The sequence below is a fragment of the Cellulomonas sp. Leaf395 genome (genome assembly GCF_001424125.1).
Lineage (GTDB): Bacteria > Actinomycetota > Actinomycetes > Actinomycetales > Cellulomonadaceae > Cellulomonas.
The window spans coordinates 324,383-342,340 of record NZ_LMQI01000003.1; the positions used below are offsets into that span (position 1 = coordinate 324,383).

General features: G+C 72.4%; 15 protein-coding genes. 11 read left to right on the plus strand and 4 right to left on the minus strand.

All coding sequences use genetic code 11. From position 1 onward, the window contains the following. The first annotated feature begins 147 nt into the window (after window positions 1–147). From ASG23_RS09420 to ASG23_RS09430, 3 genes are read left to right on the plus strand one after another with little or no spacing between them, the layout of a single operon-like run. Complete coding sequence (locus ASG23_RS09420; RefSeq protein ID WP_442856815.1) at window positions 148–819, plus strand: response regulator transcription factor; 672 nt, start codon at window positions 148–150, stop codon at window positions 817–819. A gap of 37 nt (window positions 820–856) precedes the next feature. Beyond that, entirely contained in the window at window positions 857–2,368 is a 1,512-nt protein-coding gene (gene guaB, locus ASG23_RS09425; RefSeq protein WP_056023539.1) for an IMP dehydrogenase, read from the plus strand. Window positions 2,369–2,375: 7 nt separating this feature from the next. Further along, a complete protein-coding gene (locus tag ASG23_RS09430) occupies window positions 2,376–3,134 on the plus strand; it encodes a class I SAM-dependent methyltransferase (protein ID WP_056023542.1) in 759 nt (252 codons plus the stop codon). 129 nt (window positions 3,135–3,263) lie between these two features. Here the strand turns inward: ASG23_RS09430 and ASG23_RS09435 are convergent, their stop codons facing one another. After that, window positions 3,264–4,838: a helix-turn-helix domain-containing protein gene (locus ASG23_RS09435; protein ID WP_056023545.1), complete on the minus strand. Its 1,575-nt coding sequence runs from the start codon at window positions 4,836–4,838 to the stop codon at window positions 3,264–3,266. A gap of 112 nt (window positions 4,839–4,950) precedes the next feature. Further along, a complete protein-coding gene (locus ASG23_RS09440; protein ID WP_056023548.1) occupies window positions 4,951–5,670 on the minus strand; it encodes an exonuclease domain-containing protein in 720 nt (239 codons plus the stop codon). A gap of 124 nt (window positions 5,671–5,794) precedes the next feature. Here ASG23_RS09440 and ASG23_RS09445 point away from each other — a divergent pair, with 124 nt between their 5' ends. From ASG23_RS09445 to ASG23_RS09480, 8 genes are all read left to right on the plus strand, one after another. Beyond that, entirely contained in the window at window positions 5,795–6,919 is a 1,125-nt protein-coding gene (locus ASG23_RS09445) for a GuaB3 family IMP dehydrogenase-related protein (protein ID WP_056023551.1), read from the plus strand. Between the two features lie 223 nt (window positions 6,920–7,142). After that, window positions 7,143–7,904, plus strand: coding sequence for a DeoR/GlpR family DNA-binding transcription regulator (locus ASG23_RS09450; protein WP_056023554.1), 762 nt, complete (start codon window positions 7,143–7,145; stop codon window positions 7,902–7,904). Further along, complete coding sequence (gene pfkB, locus ASG23_RS09455; protein ID WP_056023557.1) at window positions 7,901–8,848, plus strand: 1-phosphofructokinase; 948 nt, start codon at window positions 7,901–7,903, stop codon at window positions 8,846–8,848. Before ASG23_RS09450 ends, pfkB begins: the two co-directional genes overlap by 4 nt. A gap of 1 nt (window position 8,849) precedes the next feature. Further along, window positions 8,850–9,305 (plus strand): PTS sugar transporter subunit IIA, encoded by a 456-nt coding sequence (locus ASG23_RS09460; protein WP_056023560.1) that lies wholly within the window; start codon window positions 8,850–8,852, stop codon window positions 9,303–9,305. Continuing rightward, window positions 9,302–10,816 (plus strand): PTS fructose transporter subunit IIC, encoded by a 1,515-nt coding sequence (locus tag ASG23_RS09465; protein ID WP_056023562.1) that lies wholly within the window; start codon window positions 9,302–9,304, stop codon window positions 10,814–10,816. The genes ASG23_RS09460 and ASG23_RS09465 overlap by 4 nt, the downstream gene beginning before the upstream one ends. Before the next feature lie 49 nt (window positions 10,817–10,865). Further along, window positions 10,866–11,144 carry an HPr family phosphocarrier protein gene (locus tag ASG23_RS09470; RefSeq protein WP_056023565.1) on the plus strand — a complete coding sequence of 93 codons (279 nt, stop codon included), beginning with the start codon at window positions 10,866–10,868 and terminating at the stop codon, window positions 11,142–11,144. Then, complete coding sequence (ptsP, locus tag ASG23_RS09475) at window positions 11,141–12,850, plus strand: phosphoenolpyruvate--protein phosphotransferase (protein WP_056023568.1); 1,710 nt, start codon at window positions 11,141–11,143, stop codon at window positions 12,848–12,850. The genes ASG23_RS09470 and ptsP overlap by 4 nt, the downstream gene beginning before the upstream one ends. A gap of 39 nt (window positions 12,851–12,889) precedes the next feature. Further along, the gene (locus ASG23_RS09480) at window positions 12,890–14,521 is read left to right on the plus strand and encodes a succinic semialdehyde dehydrogenase (RefSeq protein WP_056023571.1); all 1,632 of its coding nucleotides are present in this window, start codon (window positions 12,890–12,892) and stop codon (window positions 14,519–14,521) included. A 31-nt stretch (window positions 14,522–14,552) separates the two neighbouring features. On the opposite strand, the gene ASG23_RS09485 is transcribed toward ASG23_RS09480, so the two are convergent. After that, complete coding sequence (locus tag ASG23_RS09485) at window positions 14,553–15,827, minus strand: acetate/propionate family kinase (protein WP_082516028.1); 1,275 nt, start codon at window positions 15,825–15,827, stop codon at window positions 14,553–14,555. Further along, the gene (gene pta, locus ASG23_RS09490; protein WP_056023574.1) at window positions 15,824–17,896 is read right to left on the minus strand and encodes a phosphate acetyltransferase; all 2,073 of its coding nucleotides are present in this window, start codon (window positions 17,894–17,896) and stop codon (window positions 15,824–15,826) included. Before pta ends, ASG23_RS09485 begins: the two co-directional genes overlap by 4 nt. Between the last annotated feature and the right edge of the window lie 62 nt (window positions 17,897–17,958).

The window sequence follows — 17,958 nt, forward strand, 5'->3', positions numbered from 1 at the left end:
GCGAGCAAGGTTCACCGTTCCGGCTAACTTCGGCGTGATCCTCGGCCGATAGGACTCAGGTGTGGCCCGCTCGGGCCCGAGAGGGGAAACAACATGGCGGGAGTCGTGGTCTGTCACGGCTCGGCGGTCGTTCGAGAGCGACTCGTCGTGACCTCCATCGGGGTGCCCGCGCTCGGTCCGGTGCGGGCGGCGTCGTCGGTGGACGAGCTGTTGAGCCTCGCGCGGCGGACGCCGCCGACGGTGGTGCTGCTGGATGCGCACCTGCCCGCGCCCGGTGCGATCGAGGCGATCCGTCGCCTGCGCGCGGTCGCGCCGTCGGCAGCGATCGTGCTGCTCGCGCTGCCCGACGACACGGTGGCGCTCGACCGGGCACTCGCCCTCGGGGCGCGCGGCTTCCTCGCGCCCGACGTCGGCCGCGCCGAGCTATCCGCGGTGGCCGCCCACGTGATGGCCAGCCCCGTGCTCCCGGCACACCCCCCGTTGCGTCCGTCGATGGACGTGCCCAGCCAGGGCAGCTTCCGGTCCGGGGACCTCCGGGCGCCGTCGAACGGCAACCCCGCGGTCCCCGCTCCGGACGCGAACGGTGCCCCGGTCGGGGTGCCGACCACGGGCGCCATCCCGGGCGTCCCGCTGACCAAGCGCGAGATCGAGGTCCTCACCGGCATGAGCCACGGGCGGTCGAACGCCCAGATCGGTGCCGAGCTCTACCTGTCCGAGGACACGGTCAAGACCCATGCGCGCCGGCTCTTCCGCAAGCTCGGTGCCAACGACCGCGCTCAGGCGGTCGCCATCGGGCTGCGCCGGGGCCTGATCCAGTAGGGACTTCACCACGCGTGCGCCCGCGTATCCTTGCCGGATGACGGAGCACTCGCCTGCCGACCCGTTCGCCCGCATCGGGCTCACCTACGACGACGTGCTCCTCCTGCCGGGGGAGACAGACGTCATCCCGAGCGAGGTGGACACCTCCTCGCGCCTGACGCGCGAGATCACCGTGCGCGTCCCGCTGCTGTCCGCGGCGATGGACACCGTGACCGAGTCCCGCATGGCCATCGCCATGGCACGTCAGGGCGGTGTCGGGATCCTGCACCGCAACCTCTCCATCGAGGACCAGGCCCACCAGGTCGACCTGGTCAAGCGCTCCGAGTCCGGGATGATCACCGACCCGGTCACGGTGTCGCCGGACGCGACGCTCGCGGAGCTGGACCACCTGTGCGGCATCTACCGCGTGTCCGGCCTGCCGGTCATCGCGGAGAACGGGCTGCTGCTCGGCATCATCACCAACCGCGACCTGCGCTTCGTGCCTCCCGGCGACTTCGAGACGCGCCGCGTCCGCGACATCATGACGCCGATGCCGCTGGTCACCGCGCCTGTCGGCATCGCGCGCGACGACGCCGCGGCGCTGCTGGCCAAGCACAAGATCGAGAAGCTGCCGCTCGTCGACGAGGCGGGGATCCTGCGCGGCCTCATCACGGTCAAGGACTTCGTGAAGTCCGAGCAGTACCCGGACGCGACGAAGGACGGCGAGGGGCGGCTCGTCGTCGGCGCCGCCATCGGCTTCTTCGGGGACGCCTGGGAGCGGGCTTCCGCGCTGGTGGAGGCCGGTGTCGACGCACTCGTCGTCGACACGGCCAACGGCCACGCGCGACTGATGCTCGACATGGTCCGCAAGCTCAAGTCCGACCCGTCGACCCGCCATGTCCAGGTCATCGGCGGCAACGTCGCGACGACCCCTGGCGCGCAGGCGCTCGTCGACGCGGGGGTCGACGCCGTCAAGGTGGGTGTCGGACCGGGCTCCATCTGCACCACCCGCGTCGTCGCCGGGGTCGGCGTCCCGCAGGTCACCGCCATCTACGACGCCGCCCGCGCGTGCAAGCCGGCCGGGGTCCCGGTCATCGGTGACGGTGGTCTGCAGTACTCCGGGGACATCGCCAAGGCCCTGGTCGCCGGCGCCGACACCGTGATGCTCGGCTCGCTGCTGGCCGGCTGCGACGAGTCACCCGGCGAGCTCGTGTTCGTCAACGGCAAGCAGTTCAAGCACTACCGCGGGATGGGATCGCTCGGCGCGATGGCGTCCCGCGGCCGGATCTCGTACTCGAAGGACCGGTACTTCCAGGCCGACGTCTCCTCCGACGAGAAGATCGTCCCCGAGGGCATCGAGGGTCAGGTGCCGTACCGCGGGCCGCTGTCCGCCGTCGCGCACCAGCTGATCGGTGGGCTGCACCAGTCGATGTTCTACGTCGGGGCGCACACCATCCCGCAGCTGCAGGACCGCGGGAAGTTCATCCGGATCACGGCGGCAGGGCTCAAGGAGTCCCACCCGCACGACATCCAGATGACCGTCGAGGCGCCCAACTACACCGGCCGCTGAGCCGTCGGTGACGGAGCCGGCGGACTTCTACACCGGGCTCGTCGCCGACCTGTACTCGCCGCTGCGGTCGTTCACCGCCGACCCGGCGCGGTACGCGTCGTTCATAGCCTCGTCCGGAGAGCCCGCGCTCGAGCTCGGCTGCGGGGACGGCGACCCGCTGCTCGACCTGCGCGCACTCGGGCTCGACGTCGACGGCGTGGACTCCTCGGCGGACATGCTCGACCGGCTCCGCGCATCCGCTGCGGCCCGCGGGCTGTCCGCCACCGTCTACCAGCAGCGCATCGAGGACCTCGACCTGCCCCGGCGGTACCGCTCGATCTTCCTGGCCGGGGCCACGTTCAACCTGCTCGCCACCGATGAGATCGCCGTGCGCGCGCTGCGGGCGATCCACGCGCACCTCACCGGCGACGGGACCGCGCTGGTCCCGCTGTTCGTCCCCGCCCCCACGTCCGCCGACCAGCTCGGCGAGTTCCGGTCGGTGGTGACCGACGACGCGACGATCCGCGTGGGCGTGATCGACGAGGACTGGGACGCCGCGACCCGGACGCGCCGGACCCTGCTGCGATACGAGCGCGAGACGGCGGCCGGAGTCGAGCTCGTGGACCGCGTCTGGCTGCTGCACTGGCACACGCCGGCGGGCTTCCGGGCGCTCGCCCGCGAGGCGGGTCTGGCCGTGCTGGCTGTCACCGACGACGACGGTGCTCCGGTCGGCGACGACGCGCAGGAGTTCACGTTCCGGCTCGGCCGTGACCTCTCAGGGCAGTAGCGGCAGCGTTCCGACCATCCTGTCCACGCGGTTCCGCGGTCCGGCGCCGTCGCCATCTCGGCCAGGTGCCCGTCAATACTGTGCTGGCACGATGGCCGGGCTCGCCGCGCACCTGGCGGACGAGGACTCCTAGTCGCGGAACGTCTCGATCTGGGCCCCGAGCTCGACCAGGCGGTCCTGGAGCTGCTCGTAGCCACGGGCGATGATGTCGACGTCGCGCAGCACCGAGGTGCCCTTGGCGGCGAGCATCGCGAGCAGGATGACGACCGCGGGACGCAGGGCGGGCGGGCACGAGACCTCGGCGCCCGACCAGTGCGTCGGGCCGCTGACCTGGAGGCGGTGGGCGTCGAGGAGCCGGACGTCTGCGCCGAGCCGCGTGAGGTCGGTGAGGTGGATGGCGCGGCCCTCGTAGACCCAGTCGTGGATCAGCGTGGAGCCCTCGGCGCACGCGGTGATCGCCACGAAGAACGGCAGGTTGTCGATGTTCAGCCCGGGGAACGGCATCGGGTGGATCTTGTCGATCGGTGCGCGCAGGTCGCTCGGGTGGACGGTCACATCGACCAGGCGGGTGCGACCGTTGGCGGCGGAGTACTCGCCGGAGAGCGTGTAGCGCAGGCCCATCTCCGCGAGGGTCGCCAGCTCGATCTCCATGAACTCGATCGGCACGCGGCCGACGGTGATCTCGGAGCCGGTGACGATCCCGGCGGTGAGCAGGCTCATCGCCTCCACCGGGTCCTCGGACACGGCGTACTCGACGTCCGCGTCGATGGTCGCCAGGCCGTGCACGCGCAGGGTCGTGGTGCCGATGCCGTCGATCCGCACCCCGAGCAGCTCGAGGTAGAAGCACAGGTCCTGGACCATGTAGTTCGGGCTCGCGTTGCGGATGGTCGTGATGCCCTCACGGCCGGCGGCGGCCATGATGACGTTCTCCGTCACCGTGTCGCCCCGCTCGGTGAGGACGATCGAGAGGTCCTGTGCGCCGCCCCGGGTGACGAGGCCGTGGTAGTCGCCGGCGGTCGCGGTGACGTCCAGGCCGAAGGGTCGCAGGCCGATCAGGTGCGGCTCGACCGTCCGCGTGCCGAGGTCGCACCCGCCCGCGTACGGGAGCCGGAACTCGTCCTCGAGCCCGAGCAGCGGCCCCAGGAACATGATGATCGACCGGGTGCGGCGGGCGGCGTCGACGTCGATGGCGGCCAGGTCGAGGTGCAGCGGGGCGACGATCTCGAGGTCCCGGCCGTCCGTCGACCAGGTGGCGCGGACGCCGACGGACCGCAGCACCTCGACGATCCGGTCCACCTCGACGATGCGGGCGACGTTCCTCAGCCGGGTGGTGCCACGGTTGAGGAGCGACGCGCACAGCAGGGCGACGGCGCCGTTCTTGCTGGTGTTGACGTCGATCCGGCCGCTCAGCGTCTGGCCGCCCTGCACGCGCAGGTGGGTGCGCTGGGGGCCGCCGAGCGTGACGATGGGGGAGTCGAGCGCGGCACCGATGCGGGTGAGCATCTCGAGGCTGACGTTCTGGGCGCCCTGCTCGATGCGGTGGATCGCCGACTGGCTGGTGGCGAGGCGCTCCGCCAGCTGGGCCTGCGTGAGGCCCCGGTGCTGGCGCGCCGAGCGGACGAGGGAGCCGACGTGCGCGAGCGGGTCCTGGATGACCGGGAACGATCCGGTGCTCGTCGGGACCGGGGTGATGGTCGTCGTCATGGCGACGACGTTAACTCATCGATGAGATATTGCCACTCCGGAGCGTGTCGTCGAATCGATCAGATCCTCGCTCTGGCCGTCCGTCGAACTCAGAGGCGATATGACGAGCGTCTCACCACAGCGTGCCGACGGGCTCGCGCGTGGGCCAGACGTCCGACGCCCCGGGTCCGTCGAAGCCCTGCTCGGCGCGCCACGCGTTGAAGCTCTCGGCCCACGCCTGGTGCGCTGTCGACTGGTACTCGTGCAGCGTGTCCAGGTCGAGCGTGGCGAGGTGCGGGAACCGTCCGACGATCCGCTCGAGCACATCGAGCGTCGCGACGACGTCGACGTCGGCCGTGTGCAGGTTCCCGGACTCGACCACCTGGTAGTACCCGCACAGGTCGACGAGCTTGCGCTTGCCCTGACGCAGCCGGTCCTCCGCGCGGTCGAGCACGAGCGGGTCGATGACAGGGCGGGCGTCGCTGCACAGGCGGTCGGGCAGGGTCTTGAGGCGGTGCCGTCGCAGCTCCGCGTCGAGCAGGCACAGGTCGAACGACGCGTTGTAGGCGACGACCGGCACGCCGTCGCGCAGGGCCTCGGCCAGGTCGGTGGCGATCTCCTCCAGCGCCTCGCGCGGCGGGCGGCCGTGCTCGCGGGCGTGCTCGGTGCTCACGCCGTGGATGGCGGCCGCCGCTTCCGGGATGGGGACGCCGGGGTTGATCAGCCAGCTACGGACGTGGGTGCCGGACGCGTCGCGGCGGACGAGGGCTGCGGTGACGATGCGGTCGTGGTCGACGTCGACACCCGTGGTCTCGGTGTCGAAGCCGAGCAGCGGCCCGTCCGTCCAGCTCATCTCGTGGTGCTCCTTCTGTGCTCGTGCTGCCACCAGGCTCGCACCGGGTTCTGACATTGCCGCGGAGGATGCTCCGCGTGCCGCGGGATCGGGGACCGGGGCCGCACCCCGGTAGCCTTGCCCGGTGAGCAACGAGATCGAGATCGGCCGCGGCAAGCGCGGACGCCGGGCCTACTCCTTCGACGACGTCGCGGTCGTCCCGTCACGGCGGACCCGTGACCCCGAGGAGGTCTCGGTCGGCTGGCAGATCGACGCCTACCACTTCGACCTGCCGATCATCGCGGCCCCCATGGACTCGGTGATGAGCCCCGCCACGGCGGTCGCTCTCGGCAAGGCCGGCGGGCTCGGTGTCCTCGACCTCGAGGGGCTGTGGACGCGGTACGAGGACCCGACGCCCCTGCTCGCGGAGATCGCGACGTTCGACAGCGCGCGTGCCACCGCGCGGATGCAGGAGATCTACGCGGCACCGATCCAGCCCGAGCTGATCACCGCGCGTCTCAAGGAGGTCCGCGCCGCCGGCGTGACCGTGGCGGGCGCCCTGTCGCCGCAGCGCACCAACGAGTTCTGGCGCACCGTGGTCGACGCCGGGGTCGACCTCTTCGTGATCCGCGGCACCACGGTCTCGGCGGAGCACGTGTCCGGCCGCGTGGAGCCGTTGAACCTCAAGCGGTTCATCTACGAGCTCGACGTCCCGGTCATCGTCGGCGGCGCGTCGACGTACACGGCAGCGCTGCACCTCATGCGCACCGGGGCTGCGGGCGTCCTCGTCGGCTTCGGCGGTGGTGCGGCGCACACGACGCGGCTGTCGCTGGGCATCCACGCGCCGATGGCGTCGGCCGTGGCCGACGTGGCCGCCGCGCGCAGGGACTACCTCGACGAGTCCGGCGGCCGGTACGTGCACGTCATCGCCGACGGTGGCGTGGGCCGCTCGGGCGACCTGGTCAAGGCGGTCGCGTGCGGTGCGGACGCGGTCATGCTCGGTGCGGCGCTGGCCCGCGCGACCGAGGCGCCCGGCCGCGGCTGGCACTGGGGGCCCGAGGCGCACCACCCGCAGCTGCCGCGCGGGGAGCGGGTCGAGGTCGGCACCGCCGGGTCGCTGGAGCAGATCCTGTTCGGCCCGGGACACACCGCCGACGGCACGCTCAACCTCATCGGCGCGCTCCGTCGCGCGATGGCGACGACTGGCTACTCGGACCTCAAGGAGTTCCAGCGGGTCGAGGTCGTGGTGAGTCCGTACCAGCCGTACTGACCAGATCGCGACGACGCCCAGGGGCGCCCAAGACGGGCGCACCCGGGCGTCTTTGCATGTCCGGACCAGATCGCCGGGTGCGTGTGACCAGCGAATGTGCCCGTATCAACATTTGAATGTCTCCGAATGTGTCCGTATGTCTTGACATAGGCATGAGATCGGGCGCACCCTGGACGAAGTGGACGCCGGAGTCAGACCGGCGCGCAGGGACGACGGAGTCGATGTGTACGCACCCGAGCGGCACCAGCAGATCCTCGCCACGGCACGCGCCGATGGCCGGGTCGACGTGAACCGGCTGGCCGAGGACCTCGACGTCACCCCCGAGACCATCCGCCGCGACCTCACGGTGCTCGAGCGCCACGGGCTGGTCCGCCGGGTGCACGGTGGCGCGATCCCCGTCGAGCGGCTCGGGTTCGAGCCCGGCGTCGCGGACCGGGAGACCAGGTTCGCGGGTGAGAAGGAGCGGGTGGCCAAGGCCGCGCTCGAGGAGCTCCCCGACGGCGGCGCCGTGATCCTCGATGCCGGCACCACCACCGTCCGCCTCGCCGAGCTCCTCCCGTCGGACCGCGAGCTCACGGTCGTCACCCACGCCCTGCCCGTCGCGATGGTGCTGGCGATGCGGCCGAACATCACGCTGCACCTCGTCGGCGGCACGGTGCGTGGCCGGACGCTCGCCGCCGTCGGCTCGTGGGCAGAGCGCGAGCTGGCCGACATCCACGCCGACGTCGCGTTCCTCGGCACCAACGGGCTGAGCGTCGAGCACGGGCTGACCACCCCGGACCTCGCGGAGGCTGCGGTCAAGCGGGCGCTCGTCGCCAACGCCCGGCGCACCGTCGTCCTCACGGACCACTCGAAGATCGGCCGCGTCGAGTTCGCGCACGTCGTGCCGCTGTCGCTGGTGGACACGATCATCACGGACAGCGGAGTGGAGCCGGAGCTCGTCGAGGAGCTCGAGGCCGCCGGCCCGCGGGTGGTGACCGCATGATCATCACGCTGACCCCGAACCCGAGCCTGGACAGGGCGCTGGAGGTGGACCGGCTGCGAGTGGGCGAGGTCAACCGCGCCCACGGCGGCCACCTGCACCCCGGCGGCAAGGGCATCAACGTCTCCCGCGTGCTGGTCCGCCACGGCGTCCCGACCCTCGCGGTGCTGCCGACCGGTGGTGCCGACGGCGCTCGCCTGGTCGAGATGCTGGCCGACATCGACGTGCCGACCCTCGGGGTCCCGCTCATCGACCACACCCGCAGCAACCTCACCCTCGTGGAGGGCTCGGGAGTCACCACCAAGATCAACGCCCCGGGGCCGAGGCTGACTCCCGACGAGGTCGAGGCGCTGCTCGCCGCGCTCGAGTCGCAGCTGGCGACGCAGCCCGGTGCGCTGGTGTGCGCAGGCAGCCTGCCGCTCGGTGCACCGGAGACGTTCTTCGTCCAGGTGGCCGGCCTGGCGGCCCGCTTCCGGGTGCCCTTCGTCCTCGACACCTCCGGCGTCCCGCTGACCCGGGCCGTGCGGCAGGGGGGACTCACTCTGGTGAAGCCCAACGACGAGGAGCTCGCCGAGCTCGTCGGCCGCGAGCTGACGACCGTGGGCGACGTCGTCGACGCGGCCCGTGAGGTCATCGCGGCCTGCACCCGGGCCGTGCTGGTGAGCCTCGGCGCGCACGGCGCACTGCTCGTCCTGGCCGACGGCGTCTGGTGGGCCGGCGGTCCCGCGCTCGTGCCGCTGTCCACCGTCGGCGCGGGCGACTCGACGCTCGCCGGCTTCCTGATCGCCCACGGGTCACCTGCCGACCGCCTGCGCACGGCGGTCGCCTTCGGCCGGGCGGCCGTCCTGCTACCCGGCACCGCCGTCCCCGGCCCCCCCGACATCGACCTGGACGCCGTCCGGGTCGTGGAGAACCCCGATCCCCGACTCGCCCTCAAGGAGCTGTGACGTGAGCACCCCCCTGATCACCCCGGACCTGGTCGCCGTCGACCTGGTCGCCACGGACCGCGACGACGCGACCCGCCAGCTGATCGACCTGCTGTACGCGGCAGGCCGCGTCACCGACGCCGACGGCTTCCACGCCGACGTGCGTGCCCGCGAGGCCCAGATGGCCACCGGCATGCCGGGCGGGATCGGGCTCCCGCACGCCCGGTCCAGCCACGTCACCGTCCCGAGCCTCGCGGTCGGCAAGGTGCCGGCGGGCGTCGACTTCGGCGCTCCCGACGGTCCCGCGACCCTGGTCTTCCTCATCGCCGCACCCGACGCGGGTGACGGCGACCACCTCAAGATCCTCGCGGCGCTCGCCCGCCGCCTCGTCCACGAGTCCTTCCGCACGTCCCTGAAGGAGGCCCCCGACGCGGCCACCGTCGCGGAGATCGTCACCCGAGAGGTGGTCCCCTCATGAAGCTCGTCGCCGTCTCGTCCTGCCCCACAGGCATCGCGCACACCTACATGGCCGCCGAGGCCCTCGAGCAGGCCGGCAAGGCCGCCGGGCACGAGGTCCACGTCGAGACGCAGGGCGCCGCCGGCTCCACGCCGCTGGATCCCGCGATCATCGCCGCGGCGGACGGCGTCATCTACGCCGCGGACCTCGAGGTCAAGGACAAGGAGCGCTTCGCCGGCAAGCCGTTCATCGACGTCGGCGTGAAGAAGGCCGTGCACGACGCCCCGGGCGTCATCGCCGCGGCAGTCGCCGCGGTCGAGGCGGGAGTCCCCGCCGGTGGTCCGGCTGCGCCCGCGGCAGCCCCGGTGACGAAGGTCGACCGGAACGCCGGCGTCGGCACCAAGATCCGGCAGTGGCTCATGACGGGTGTCTCGTACATGATCCCGTTCGTCGCCGCGGGCGGGATCCTCATCGCCCTGGGGTTCATGGTCGCCCAGTTCGCCGGTGGCAGCGAGGGTGTCGTCGCCGTCACGAGCATCCCGGTCTCGCACCTGCTGAACGACTTCGTGGTGACCAGCGGCATGGACTGGGCGGCGCTGCTCTTCCAGACCGGCGTGGTCGCCTTCGGGTTCCTGGTCCCGGTGCTGTCCGGGTTCATCGCCTACGCGATCGCCGACCGGCCCGGCCTGGTGCCCGGCTTCGTCGGTGGCGCGATCTCGGTCGCCGTCGGCGCCGGCTTCCTCGGTGGCCTGGTCACCGGCTTCATGGCCGGGTTCCTGGCCCTGTGGATCAGCCGCTGGAAGGTGCCCAAGGGCGTCCGTGGCGTGATGCCGGTGGTCGTCATCCCGCTGCTGTCCACGTTCGCCGTCGGGCTCGTGATGTTCCTCATCATCGGGCAGCCGATCGCGAGCCTCATGACGGGCCTGAGCGACTGGCTGAACAGCCTGTCCGGCGCCAACCTCGTGCTCCTCGGCGCCCTGCTCGGCGCGATGATGGGCTTCGACCTCGGTGGGCCGATCAACAAGGTGGCCTACACGTTCGCGGTCACCGGTCTGGCGACCGAGGGGCTCGCCACCGACGCCGTCCAGTACCAGATCATGGCCGCGGTCATGGCCGCCGGCATGGTCGCCCCGCTGGCCATGGCGCTGGCGTCGACCGTCCGCAAGAAGCTGTTCACGCACGCCGAGCAGGAGAACGGCAAGGCCGCCTGGCTGCTGGGCCTCTCGTTCATCTCCGAGGGCGCGATCCCGTTCGCGGCCGCCGACCCGTGGCGCGTCATCGTGTCCTCGCTGGTGGGTTCGAGCGTCACCGGTGCCCTCGTCATGGCCGTCGGCTCCGGCCAGCGCGCGCCGCACGGTGGCATCTGGGTGCTGCCGCTCATCTCGAACCCGCTCGGGTTCCTCATGGCCGTCGCGGTCGGCTTGGTGATCACCGCCGGACTCGTGGTCGTCCTCAAGGGCGCCAAGCCCAACGAGATCGTCAAGGCCGAGCAGGCCGCCGACGCCCAGGCGCTCGTCGCCACCGCTGCCTGATCCCGCACCCGTCCGGCGTCGATGCCGGACCCTTGAACGGAGAACCGTCATGCCCCAGCGCACCGTCGCCGTCGCGTCCCGCGTCGGCCTGCACGCCCGCCCCGCGATGCTGTTCACGCAGGCTGTCGCCGAGACCGGGCTGCCCGTCACCATCGCCCGCCCCGGCGGGGAGCCGGTGGACGCCGGCAGCATCCTGTTCGTCATGTCGCTGGGCGTCCCCAGCGGCGAGGAGGTCACCCTGACCGCCGAGGGCGAGGGGGCCGACGCCGCGCTCGACGGGCTGGTCGACCTCCTGGCGACAGACCTGGACGCGGAGGAAGCGTCATGAGCTCGGCAACGCTGCACCAGGTGCTGCAGGGCGTCGGGGTCGGTCGACGAGCCGTCGTCGGACCGGTCGCGCAGGTCCGGCCGGCGCCGCACGTCGCCGCGGACGCCCCGCTGCTGGTCGACGGGGTCGCCGCGGACATCCCGACCGCGCACGCCGCCGTCGAGCAGGCGTTCGCCGACGTGGCCGCCGGGCTGCGCGAGCAGTCGAGCCGGTCCACGGGCACAGTGAAGGACGTCCTGGCGGCCACCGCGCAGATGGCCGACGACCGCGCGCTGCGCAGCCAGGTGCTGACCCGCATCGACGCGGGCGAGCCGGTGGTCAGCGCGATCGACGGCATCGTGGAGATGTTCGCGACGATGTTCGAGCAGGCCGGCGGTTACCTCGCGGAACGCGTCACCGACCTGCGGTCCGTGCGCGACCGCGTGGTGGCAGCCGCGATGGGGCTGCCTGCGCCGGGCGTGCCGTCGCTGGACCGACCGTCCGTGATCGTCGCCAAGGACCTCGCGCCCGCGGACACGGCCGCGCTCGACCTGGCCAACGTCCTCGCGATCGTCACGGAGCTCGGCGGCCCCACGGGCCACACCGCGATCATCGCCGGCCAGCTGGGACTGCCCTGCATCGTGCGGGTCGCCGGTGCCACGTCGCTCGCGGACGGCGCGGACGTCGCCGTCGATGCTGCCGACGGCACCGTCACGGTCGACCCGGACGCCGCCCAGCGCGCCGAGCTGGAGCGGCGCGCGGTACTTGAGAAGACATTGGCGTCGGACACGGCCGCCGGGGCCACCGCAGACGGCCGCGCGGTCGCGCTGCTGGCCAACATCGGTACCGCCGAGGACGCCGCACGCGTCGCCGGCGGCGGGGTCGAGGGCGTCGGTCTGTTCCGGACCGAGGTGCTGTTCCTGGAGAGCACGACGGCGCCGACGCAGGAGGCGCAGACCGCCGCCTACGCGCGGGTGCTGCGCTCGTTCGGTGACCGCAAGGTCGTCGTCCGCACGCTCGACGCCGGCGCGGACAAGCCGCTGGCGTTCGCGACGCAGCCCGACGAGGAGAACCCGGCCCTGGGTGTGCGCGGCTACCGCTTGGTGCGCACCCATCCCGAGCTCCTGGACACCCAGCTCAGGGCCCTCGCGCACGCGCAGGCCGAGACGGGGACCACGCCCTGGGTCATGGCGCCCATGATCGCCACCGCGGCCGAGGCACGCGCGTTCGCCACCCGGGCGCGTGCGGCGGGAGTCGCGACCGTCGGCGTGATGATCGAGGTGCCCGCGGCCGCCCTGCGCGCGCAGGAGATCCTCGCCGAGGTGGACTTCGTCTCCCTGGGCACCAACGACCTCGCGCAGTACACGATGGCCACCGACCGCCTGCGCGGTGAGCTGGCCGACCTGCTCGACCCGTGGCAGCCGGCCGTCCTCGACCTGGTGGACGCGACCGCCCGTGCGGGCGAGCGGGCGCGCAAGCCCGTCGGCGTCTGCGGGGAGTCCGCGTCCGACCCGGTGCTCGCGCTGGTGCTGGTCGGGCTCGGCGTGACCAGCCTGTCCATGTCCGCCGGGGCCGTCCCCGCCGTCCGGTACGCGCTGCGGAACCACACCAGCGCCGAGTGCGCCACGATGGCGGCCGCCGCGCTCGCGGCACCGTCGGCAGCCGAGGGGCGCGCGGCCGTGGTGGGACTGCTCCATGCGGAGGTGCGGGAGACGTTGGGCGTGTAGCGGCCGGGTTCTCGCGGGGCCGCGCGTACTCTCGCCGGTATGGCGCACGACCCGGGACACATCGAGCTTCACGACCCTGAGACCGACCCGCTCGCGACGTACGTGCTCGAGCCGGACGACATCCGGCCGCTGCTGCGGCGGGTGGTCTCCTCGCCCGGCGCAGGAGCGTTCACGTCGCACGCCCCGTTCACCGGCAGCCCCATCGCCGCCATCCCGCTGTCCACGCCGGACGACGTCGTCCGTGCCGCGAAGAACGCCCGGGCCGCGCAGCGGCTCTGGGCGGCCCGACCGTTGCGCGTCCGGACCGCGGTGCTGTCCCGCGTGCACGACCTGGTGCTCGAGCGCCAGAGCGAGGTGCTCGACCTCATCCAGCTGGAGTCCGGCAAGGCGCGGGTCTCGGCGTTCGAGGAGGTCAGTGACATCGCCCTGGTCGCCCGGCACTACGCCGCGCGCGCCGGCCGGTACCTCGCGCCCCGCCGGGTACCGGGACTGCTCCCCGGGCTGACCAGCGTGCGCGTGCTGCGGCACCCGGTGGGCGTCGTCGGGATCGTCGCACCCTGGAACTTCCCGTTGACGCTGACGCTCGGCGACGTGCTGCCCGCGCTCGTCGCGGGCAACGCCGTCGTCCTGCGGCCCGACCCGCAGACGGCGCTCACCTCGCTGTGGGCCGCGGAGCTGCTGGAGGAGGCCGGGCTTCCCGACGGGCTCCTGCAGGTGGTCGTCGGCGACGGGCCGACCGTCGGGGCGGCCGTCGTCGAGAACGTCGACCACGTGAGCTTCACCGGGTCGACCCGCACGGGCCGGGTCGTCGCCGCGCACGCGGGGGAGCGGCTGGTGCCGGCGACCCTGGAGCTCGGCGGCAAGAACCCGATGTACGTCGCGGAGGACGTGGACGTCGAGGTCGCCGCCGAAGGGGCCGTGCGCGCGTGCTTCGTCGGCGCCGGGCAGGTCTGCGTGAGCATCGAGCGGATCTACGTGCACGAGGACGTGGCCGACGAGTTCACGGCGGCCTTCGTCCGACGGACCCGCGAGGTGCGGCTCGGGTCGGGGCTCGACTACCGCTCGGACATGGGCTCGCTGACGTCGGCGGCGCAGCTGGCCACCGTCGTCGAGCACGTCGAGGATGCCGTCGGGCACGGCGCGACGGTGCTCACCGGAGCCGTCCACCGCGCCGACCTCGGGCCGTGGTTCTACGAGCCGACCATCCTGACGGACGTACCGGACGAGGCCCGGCTGGCGCGCGAGGAGACGTTCGGGCCGGTCGTGAGCATCTATCGGGTCGCCTCTGACGACGAGGCGGTCGCGGCGATGAACGACAGCGACCTCGGCCTGAACGCGAGCATCTGGACCGCGGACACCCGTCGTGGCGCCGCGATCGCCGCGCGGGTCCGGGTCGGGACCGTCAACGTCAACGAGGGCTACGTCGCCACCTGGGGGTCGGTCGGTGCACCGCAGGGTGGCGTCGGTGCGTCGGGCATCGGCAGCAGGCACGGCCGTGAAGGCCTCTGGGCGACCACCCGCGTGCAGACTGTCGGGGTCCAGCACGGCGCGCACGGCGTCCTCGGCGGCCCGGGGGTGGGCCTCCATCGCATGTTCGACCTGGGCACGGACACCTGGCCCCGCGTCTTCACGGAGGTCCTGCGCACGATGAAGAAGCTCCACCTGTCGTAGCGCCCGCCGCTGACGCTGGCGGGTTCAGCCGTCAGGCGTGGCCCGTGGCCGCCGGGGCCGGGTCCGACTCGTCGCTCGTGCCCTCGAAGCCGGCGGCCTCGATCGTCGAGAGCGCCTGCCGGGCGATCGCCAGCTCCTCGTTCGTCGGGACGACCATCACGAGGGTGCTGGTCCAGTCCGGGGAGATGACCGTCGGCTCCTTCTTGCGGCCCGCGTTGCGTGCGGGGTCGACGGCGATGCCCAGCGGCTCCAGCCCCTCGAGCGCGCGGGCACGGACGATGTCGTCGTTCTCCCCGACCCCCGCCGTGAACGTGATGACGTCCACCCGGCCGAGAACCGCGGCGTAGGCGCCGACGTACTTGCGCAACCGGTGGAGGTACACGTCGAGCGCGAGCACCGCTCCCTCGTCGCCCGCGTCGACCAGCTTGTGCAGCTCGCGAAAGTCGTTCTCGCCCGCCAGGCCCTTGAGCCCGGAGCGGCGGTTGAGCAGGTCGTCCACCTCGTCGACCGAGAGCCCCGCGTTGCGCTGCAGGTGGATGAGCACGGCGGGATCGAGGTCGCCGGACCGGGTGCCCATGACCAGGCCCTCGAGCGGGGTCATGCCCATCGACGTCTCGACGGCGACGCCGCCGCGGACCGCCGACGCGGACGCCCCGTTCCCCAGGTGCAGCACGATCTGGTTGAGGTCCTCGGGCCGACGGCCGAGCACGCGCGCGACCTTGCCGGACACGTACTGGTGCGACGTCCCGTGGAACCCGTACCGGCGCACCCCGTGCTCGCGCGCGACCTCACGGTCGATCGCGTACGTGGCGGCCGCCTCGGGCAGCGTGCGGAAGAAGGCGGTGTCGAACACGACGACGTGGGGCACGTCCGGCAGCAGCTCGCGGGCCACCTGGATGCCGGTGAGGTTGGGCGGGTTGTGCAACGGCGCCAACGGGGAGAGGGCGTCGATCTGGGCGACGACCTCGTCGTCGACGACGACCGGGGAGTCGAAGACCGCCCCGCCGTGCACGACGCGGTGGCCGACCGCGACCACGTGAGCGCGAGCGAGGTCCGGACCGACCTCGTCGAACAGCGCGAGCACCGCCCGCAGGCCGGCGCCGTGGTCGGGTACCGGGTCCGTGCGCTCGGTCGTGCTGCCGGCATAGGTGTGCCGGACGGAGCCCTGGTCCTCGCCGATCCGCTCGACGATGCCGGAGGCGATCGCGTCGCCGCCCACGGGGTCGACCAGCTGGTACTTGATCGACGACGAGCCCGAGTTCACGACCAGCACGGAACCGGGGTGGGACGGTGCGGTCACGGTCATGAGTGGTCCTCTGCTTGCGCCTGGATGGCCGTGATCGCCACGGTGTTGACGATGTCCTGCACCAGGGCGCCGCGCGACAGGTCGTTGACCGGCTTGCGCAGACCCTGCAGGACGGGGCCGATGGCGACGGCGCCCGCCGAGCGCTGCACCGCCTTGTACGTGTTGTTGCCGGTGTTCAGGTCGGGGAACACGAAGACCGTCGCCCGCCCGGCCACCGCCGAGTCCGGCATCTTCGTCTTGGCCACGGAGGCGTCGACGGCGGCGTCGTACTGGATCGGCCCCTCGACCGACAGGTCCGGCCGGCGCTCGCGGACCAGCGCGGTCGCCGTGCGGACCTTCTCCACGTCCGCGCCCGAGCCCGACTCGCCCGTGGAGTAGGACAGCATCGCGATCCGCGGCTCGATGCCGAACTGCGCCGCGGTGCCCGCCGACGAGATCGCGATGTCCGCCAGCTGTTCCGCGGTCGGGTCCGGGATGACGGCGCAGTCGGCGTAGACGAGCACCCGGTCCTCCAGGCACATGAGGAACGCGCTCGACACGCTGGAGACGCCCGGGCTGGTCTTGATGATCTCGAACGACGGCTTGATGGTGTGGGCCGTGGTGTGCGCAGCCCCGGAGACCATGCCGTCGGCCAGCCCCAGCTGGACCATCATCGTGCCGAAGTACGACACCGAGGAGACGATCTCTCGCGCCCGGTCCACGGTCATGCCCTTGTGCTTGCGCATCTCGGTGTACTCGACCGCGAACCGCTCGAGCAGCTCGCCGTCCCGCGGGTCGATGATCGCCGCGGCGTCGAGGTCGAGGCCCAGCTCCGTGGCCCGAGCGCGGATCGCGGACTCGTCGCCGAGGATCGTGATGTCCGCGACGCCGCGCTGCAGCAGGGTCGACGCGGCGCGCAGGATCCGGTCGTCGCCACCTTCGGGGAGCACCACGTGCTGGCGGTCGGCGCGGGCCCGGTCCAGCAGCGCGAACTCGAACATCAGCGGGGTGACCACCTCGGGGCGCTCCACGTCCAGCGCGGCCAGGAGGGCCGCACCGTCCACGTGCTGCTCGAACAGCGACAGGGCCGTGTCGACCTTGCGCTGCGAGTCGGCCGTCAGGCGCCCGTGCGTGTCCCCGACCGCGCTGGCCGACCGGAAGGTCCCCAGCTCCGTGGACAGGATCGGCAGCCGGCTCCCGAGCCCGTTCACCATGCGCGCGATCTGCGGCGCCGGGCGGAAGCCGCCGTTGAGGATGATCCCCGCGAGCGACGGGAACCCGTCGGCCTGGTGCGCCATCAGGAGGCCGAGCAGCACGTCCGACCGGTCGCCCGGCGTGATGACGACCGACCCGTCCGTGAGCTTGCCCAGCAGGTGCTCGATGGACATGGCGCCGACGATGACGTCGAGCACCTCGCGCGACAGCAGCGACTCGTCGCCCGCGATCAGGGTCCCGCGCACCGCCTCGGACAGCTGCCGGACGGTCGGGGCGGTGAGCAGCGGGTTCTCCGGCACTGCCCACGACGGCAGCCCGGTGCCGCCGCGCAGGGCGTCGCGGACGCTGCTGACAGACCCGGGGGCGCAGCGGTTGGCGACGACGGAGACCACCTGGGCGTGGTTGGCATGCATCTCGGTGACCACCACGTCGGCGACCTGGGCGATGACGGCCGGCTTGCGGTGGCTGCCGTTGATCACGAGCACCACGGGCGCGCCGAGGTTCGCGGCGATGCGGGCGTTGTAGGCGAGCTCCGTCGGGCCGGCGACGTCCGTGTAGTCGGTGCCGACCACGACGACGGCGTCGCACCGTCGCTCGACGTCGTGGTACCGGGACACGATCTGCGCGAGCGCCGCCTCGGGGTCGTGCAGCACCTGCTCGTACGTCACCCCGACGCACTCGTCGTAGGTGAGGTCGACACCGTCGTGGTGGAGCAGGAGCTCGAGCACGTAGTCGCGGACCTCCGTGGACCGGGCCACCGGGCGGAACACCCCGACCCGTTGGACGGTGCGGGCCAGCAGGTCGACCAGGCCGAGCGCGACCATGGACTTGCCGGAGTCCCCCTCAGGGGAGGTGACGTAGATGCTGCGGGCCACGATGGGCGTCTCCGATGCGGTGGTTCGGGTGTGGAGCAGACCGTGGGGCGGGCAGCGGCGCC

What these genes read in the sequence shown, in the direction of transcription:
- guaB (WP_056023539.1), top strand. Translation starts at nt 857, where the DNA reads ATGACGGAGCACTCGCCTGCCGACCCGTTCGCCCGCATCGGGCTCACC.
- ASG23_RS09435 (WP_056023545.1), bottom strand. Translation starts at nt 4,838, where the DNA reads ATGACGACGACCATCACCCCGGTCCCGACGAGCACCGGATCGTTCCCG.
- ASG23_RS09440 (WP_056023548.1), bottom strand. Translation starts at nt 5,670, where the DNA reads ATGAGCTGGACGGACGGGCCGCTGCTCGGCTTCGACACCGAGACCACG.
- pfkB (WP_056023557.1), top strand. Translation starts at nt 7,901, where the DNA reads ATGATCATCACGCTGACCCCGAACCCGAGCCTGGACAGGGCGCTGGAG.
- ASG23_RS09465 (WP_056023562.1), top strand. Translation starts at nt 9,302, where the DNA reads ATGAAGCTCGTCGCCGTCTCGTCCTGCCCCACAGGCATCGCGCACACC.
- ASG23_RS09470 (WP_056023565.1), top strand. Translation starts at nt 10,866, where the DNA reads ATGCCCCAGCGCACCGTCGCCGTCGCGTCCCGCGTCGGCCTGCACGCC.
- ptsP (WP_056023568.1), top strand. Translation starts at nt 11,141, where the DNA reads ATGAGCTCGGCAACGCTGCACCAGGTGCTGCAGGGCGTCGGGGTCGGT.
- ASG23_RS09480 (WP_056023571.1), top strand. Translation starts at nt 12,890, where the DNA reads ATGGCGCACGACCCGGGACACATCGAGCTTCACGACCCTGAGACCGAC.
- ASG23_RS09485 (WP_082516028.1), bottom strand. Translation starts at nt 15,827, where the DNA reads ATGACCGTGACCGCACCGTCCCACCCCGGTTCCGTGCTGGTCGTGAAC.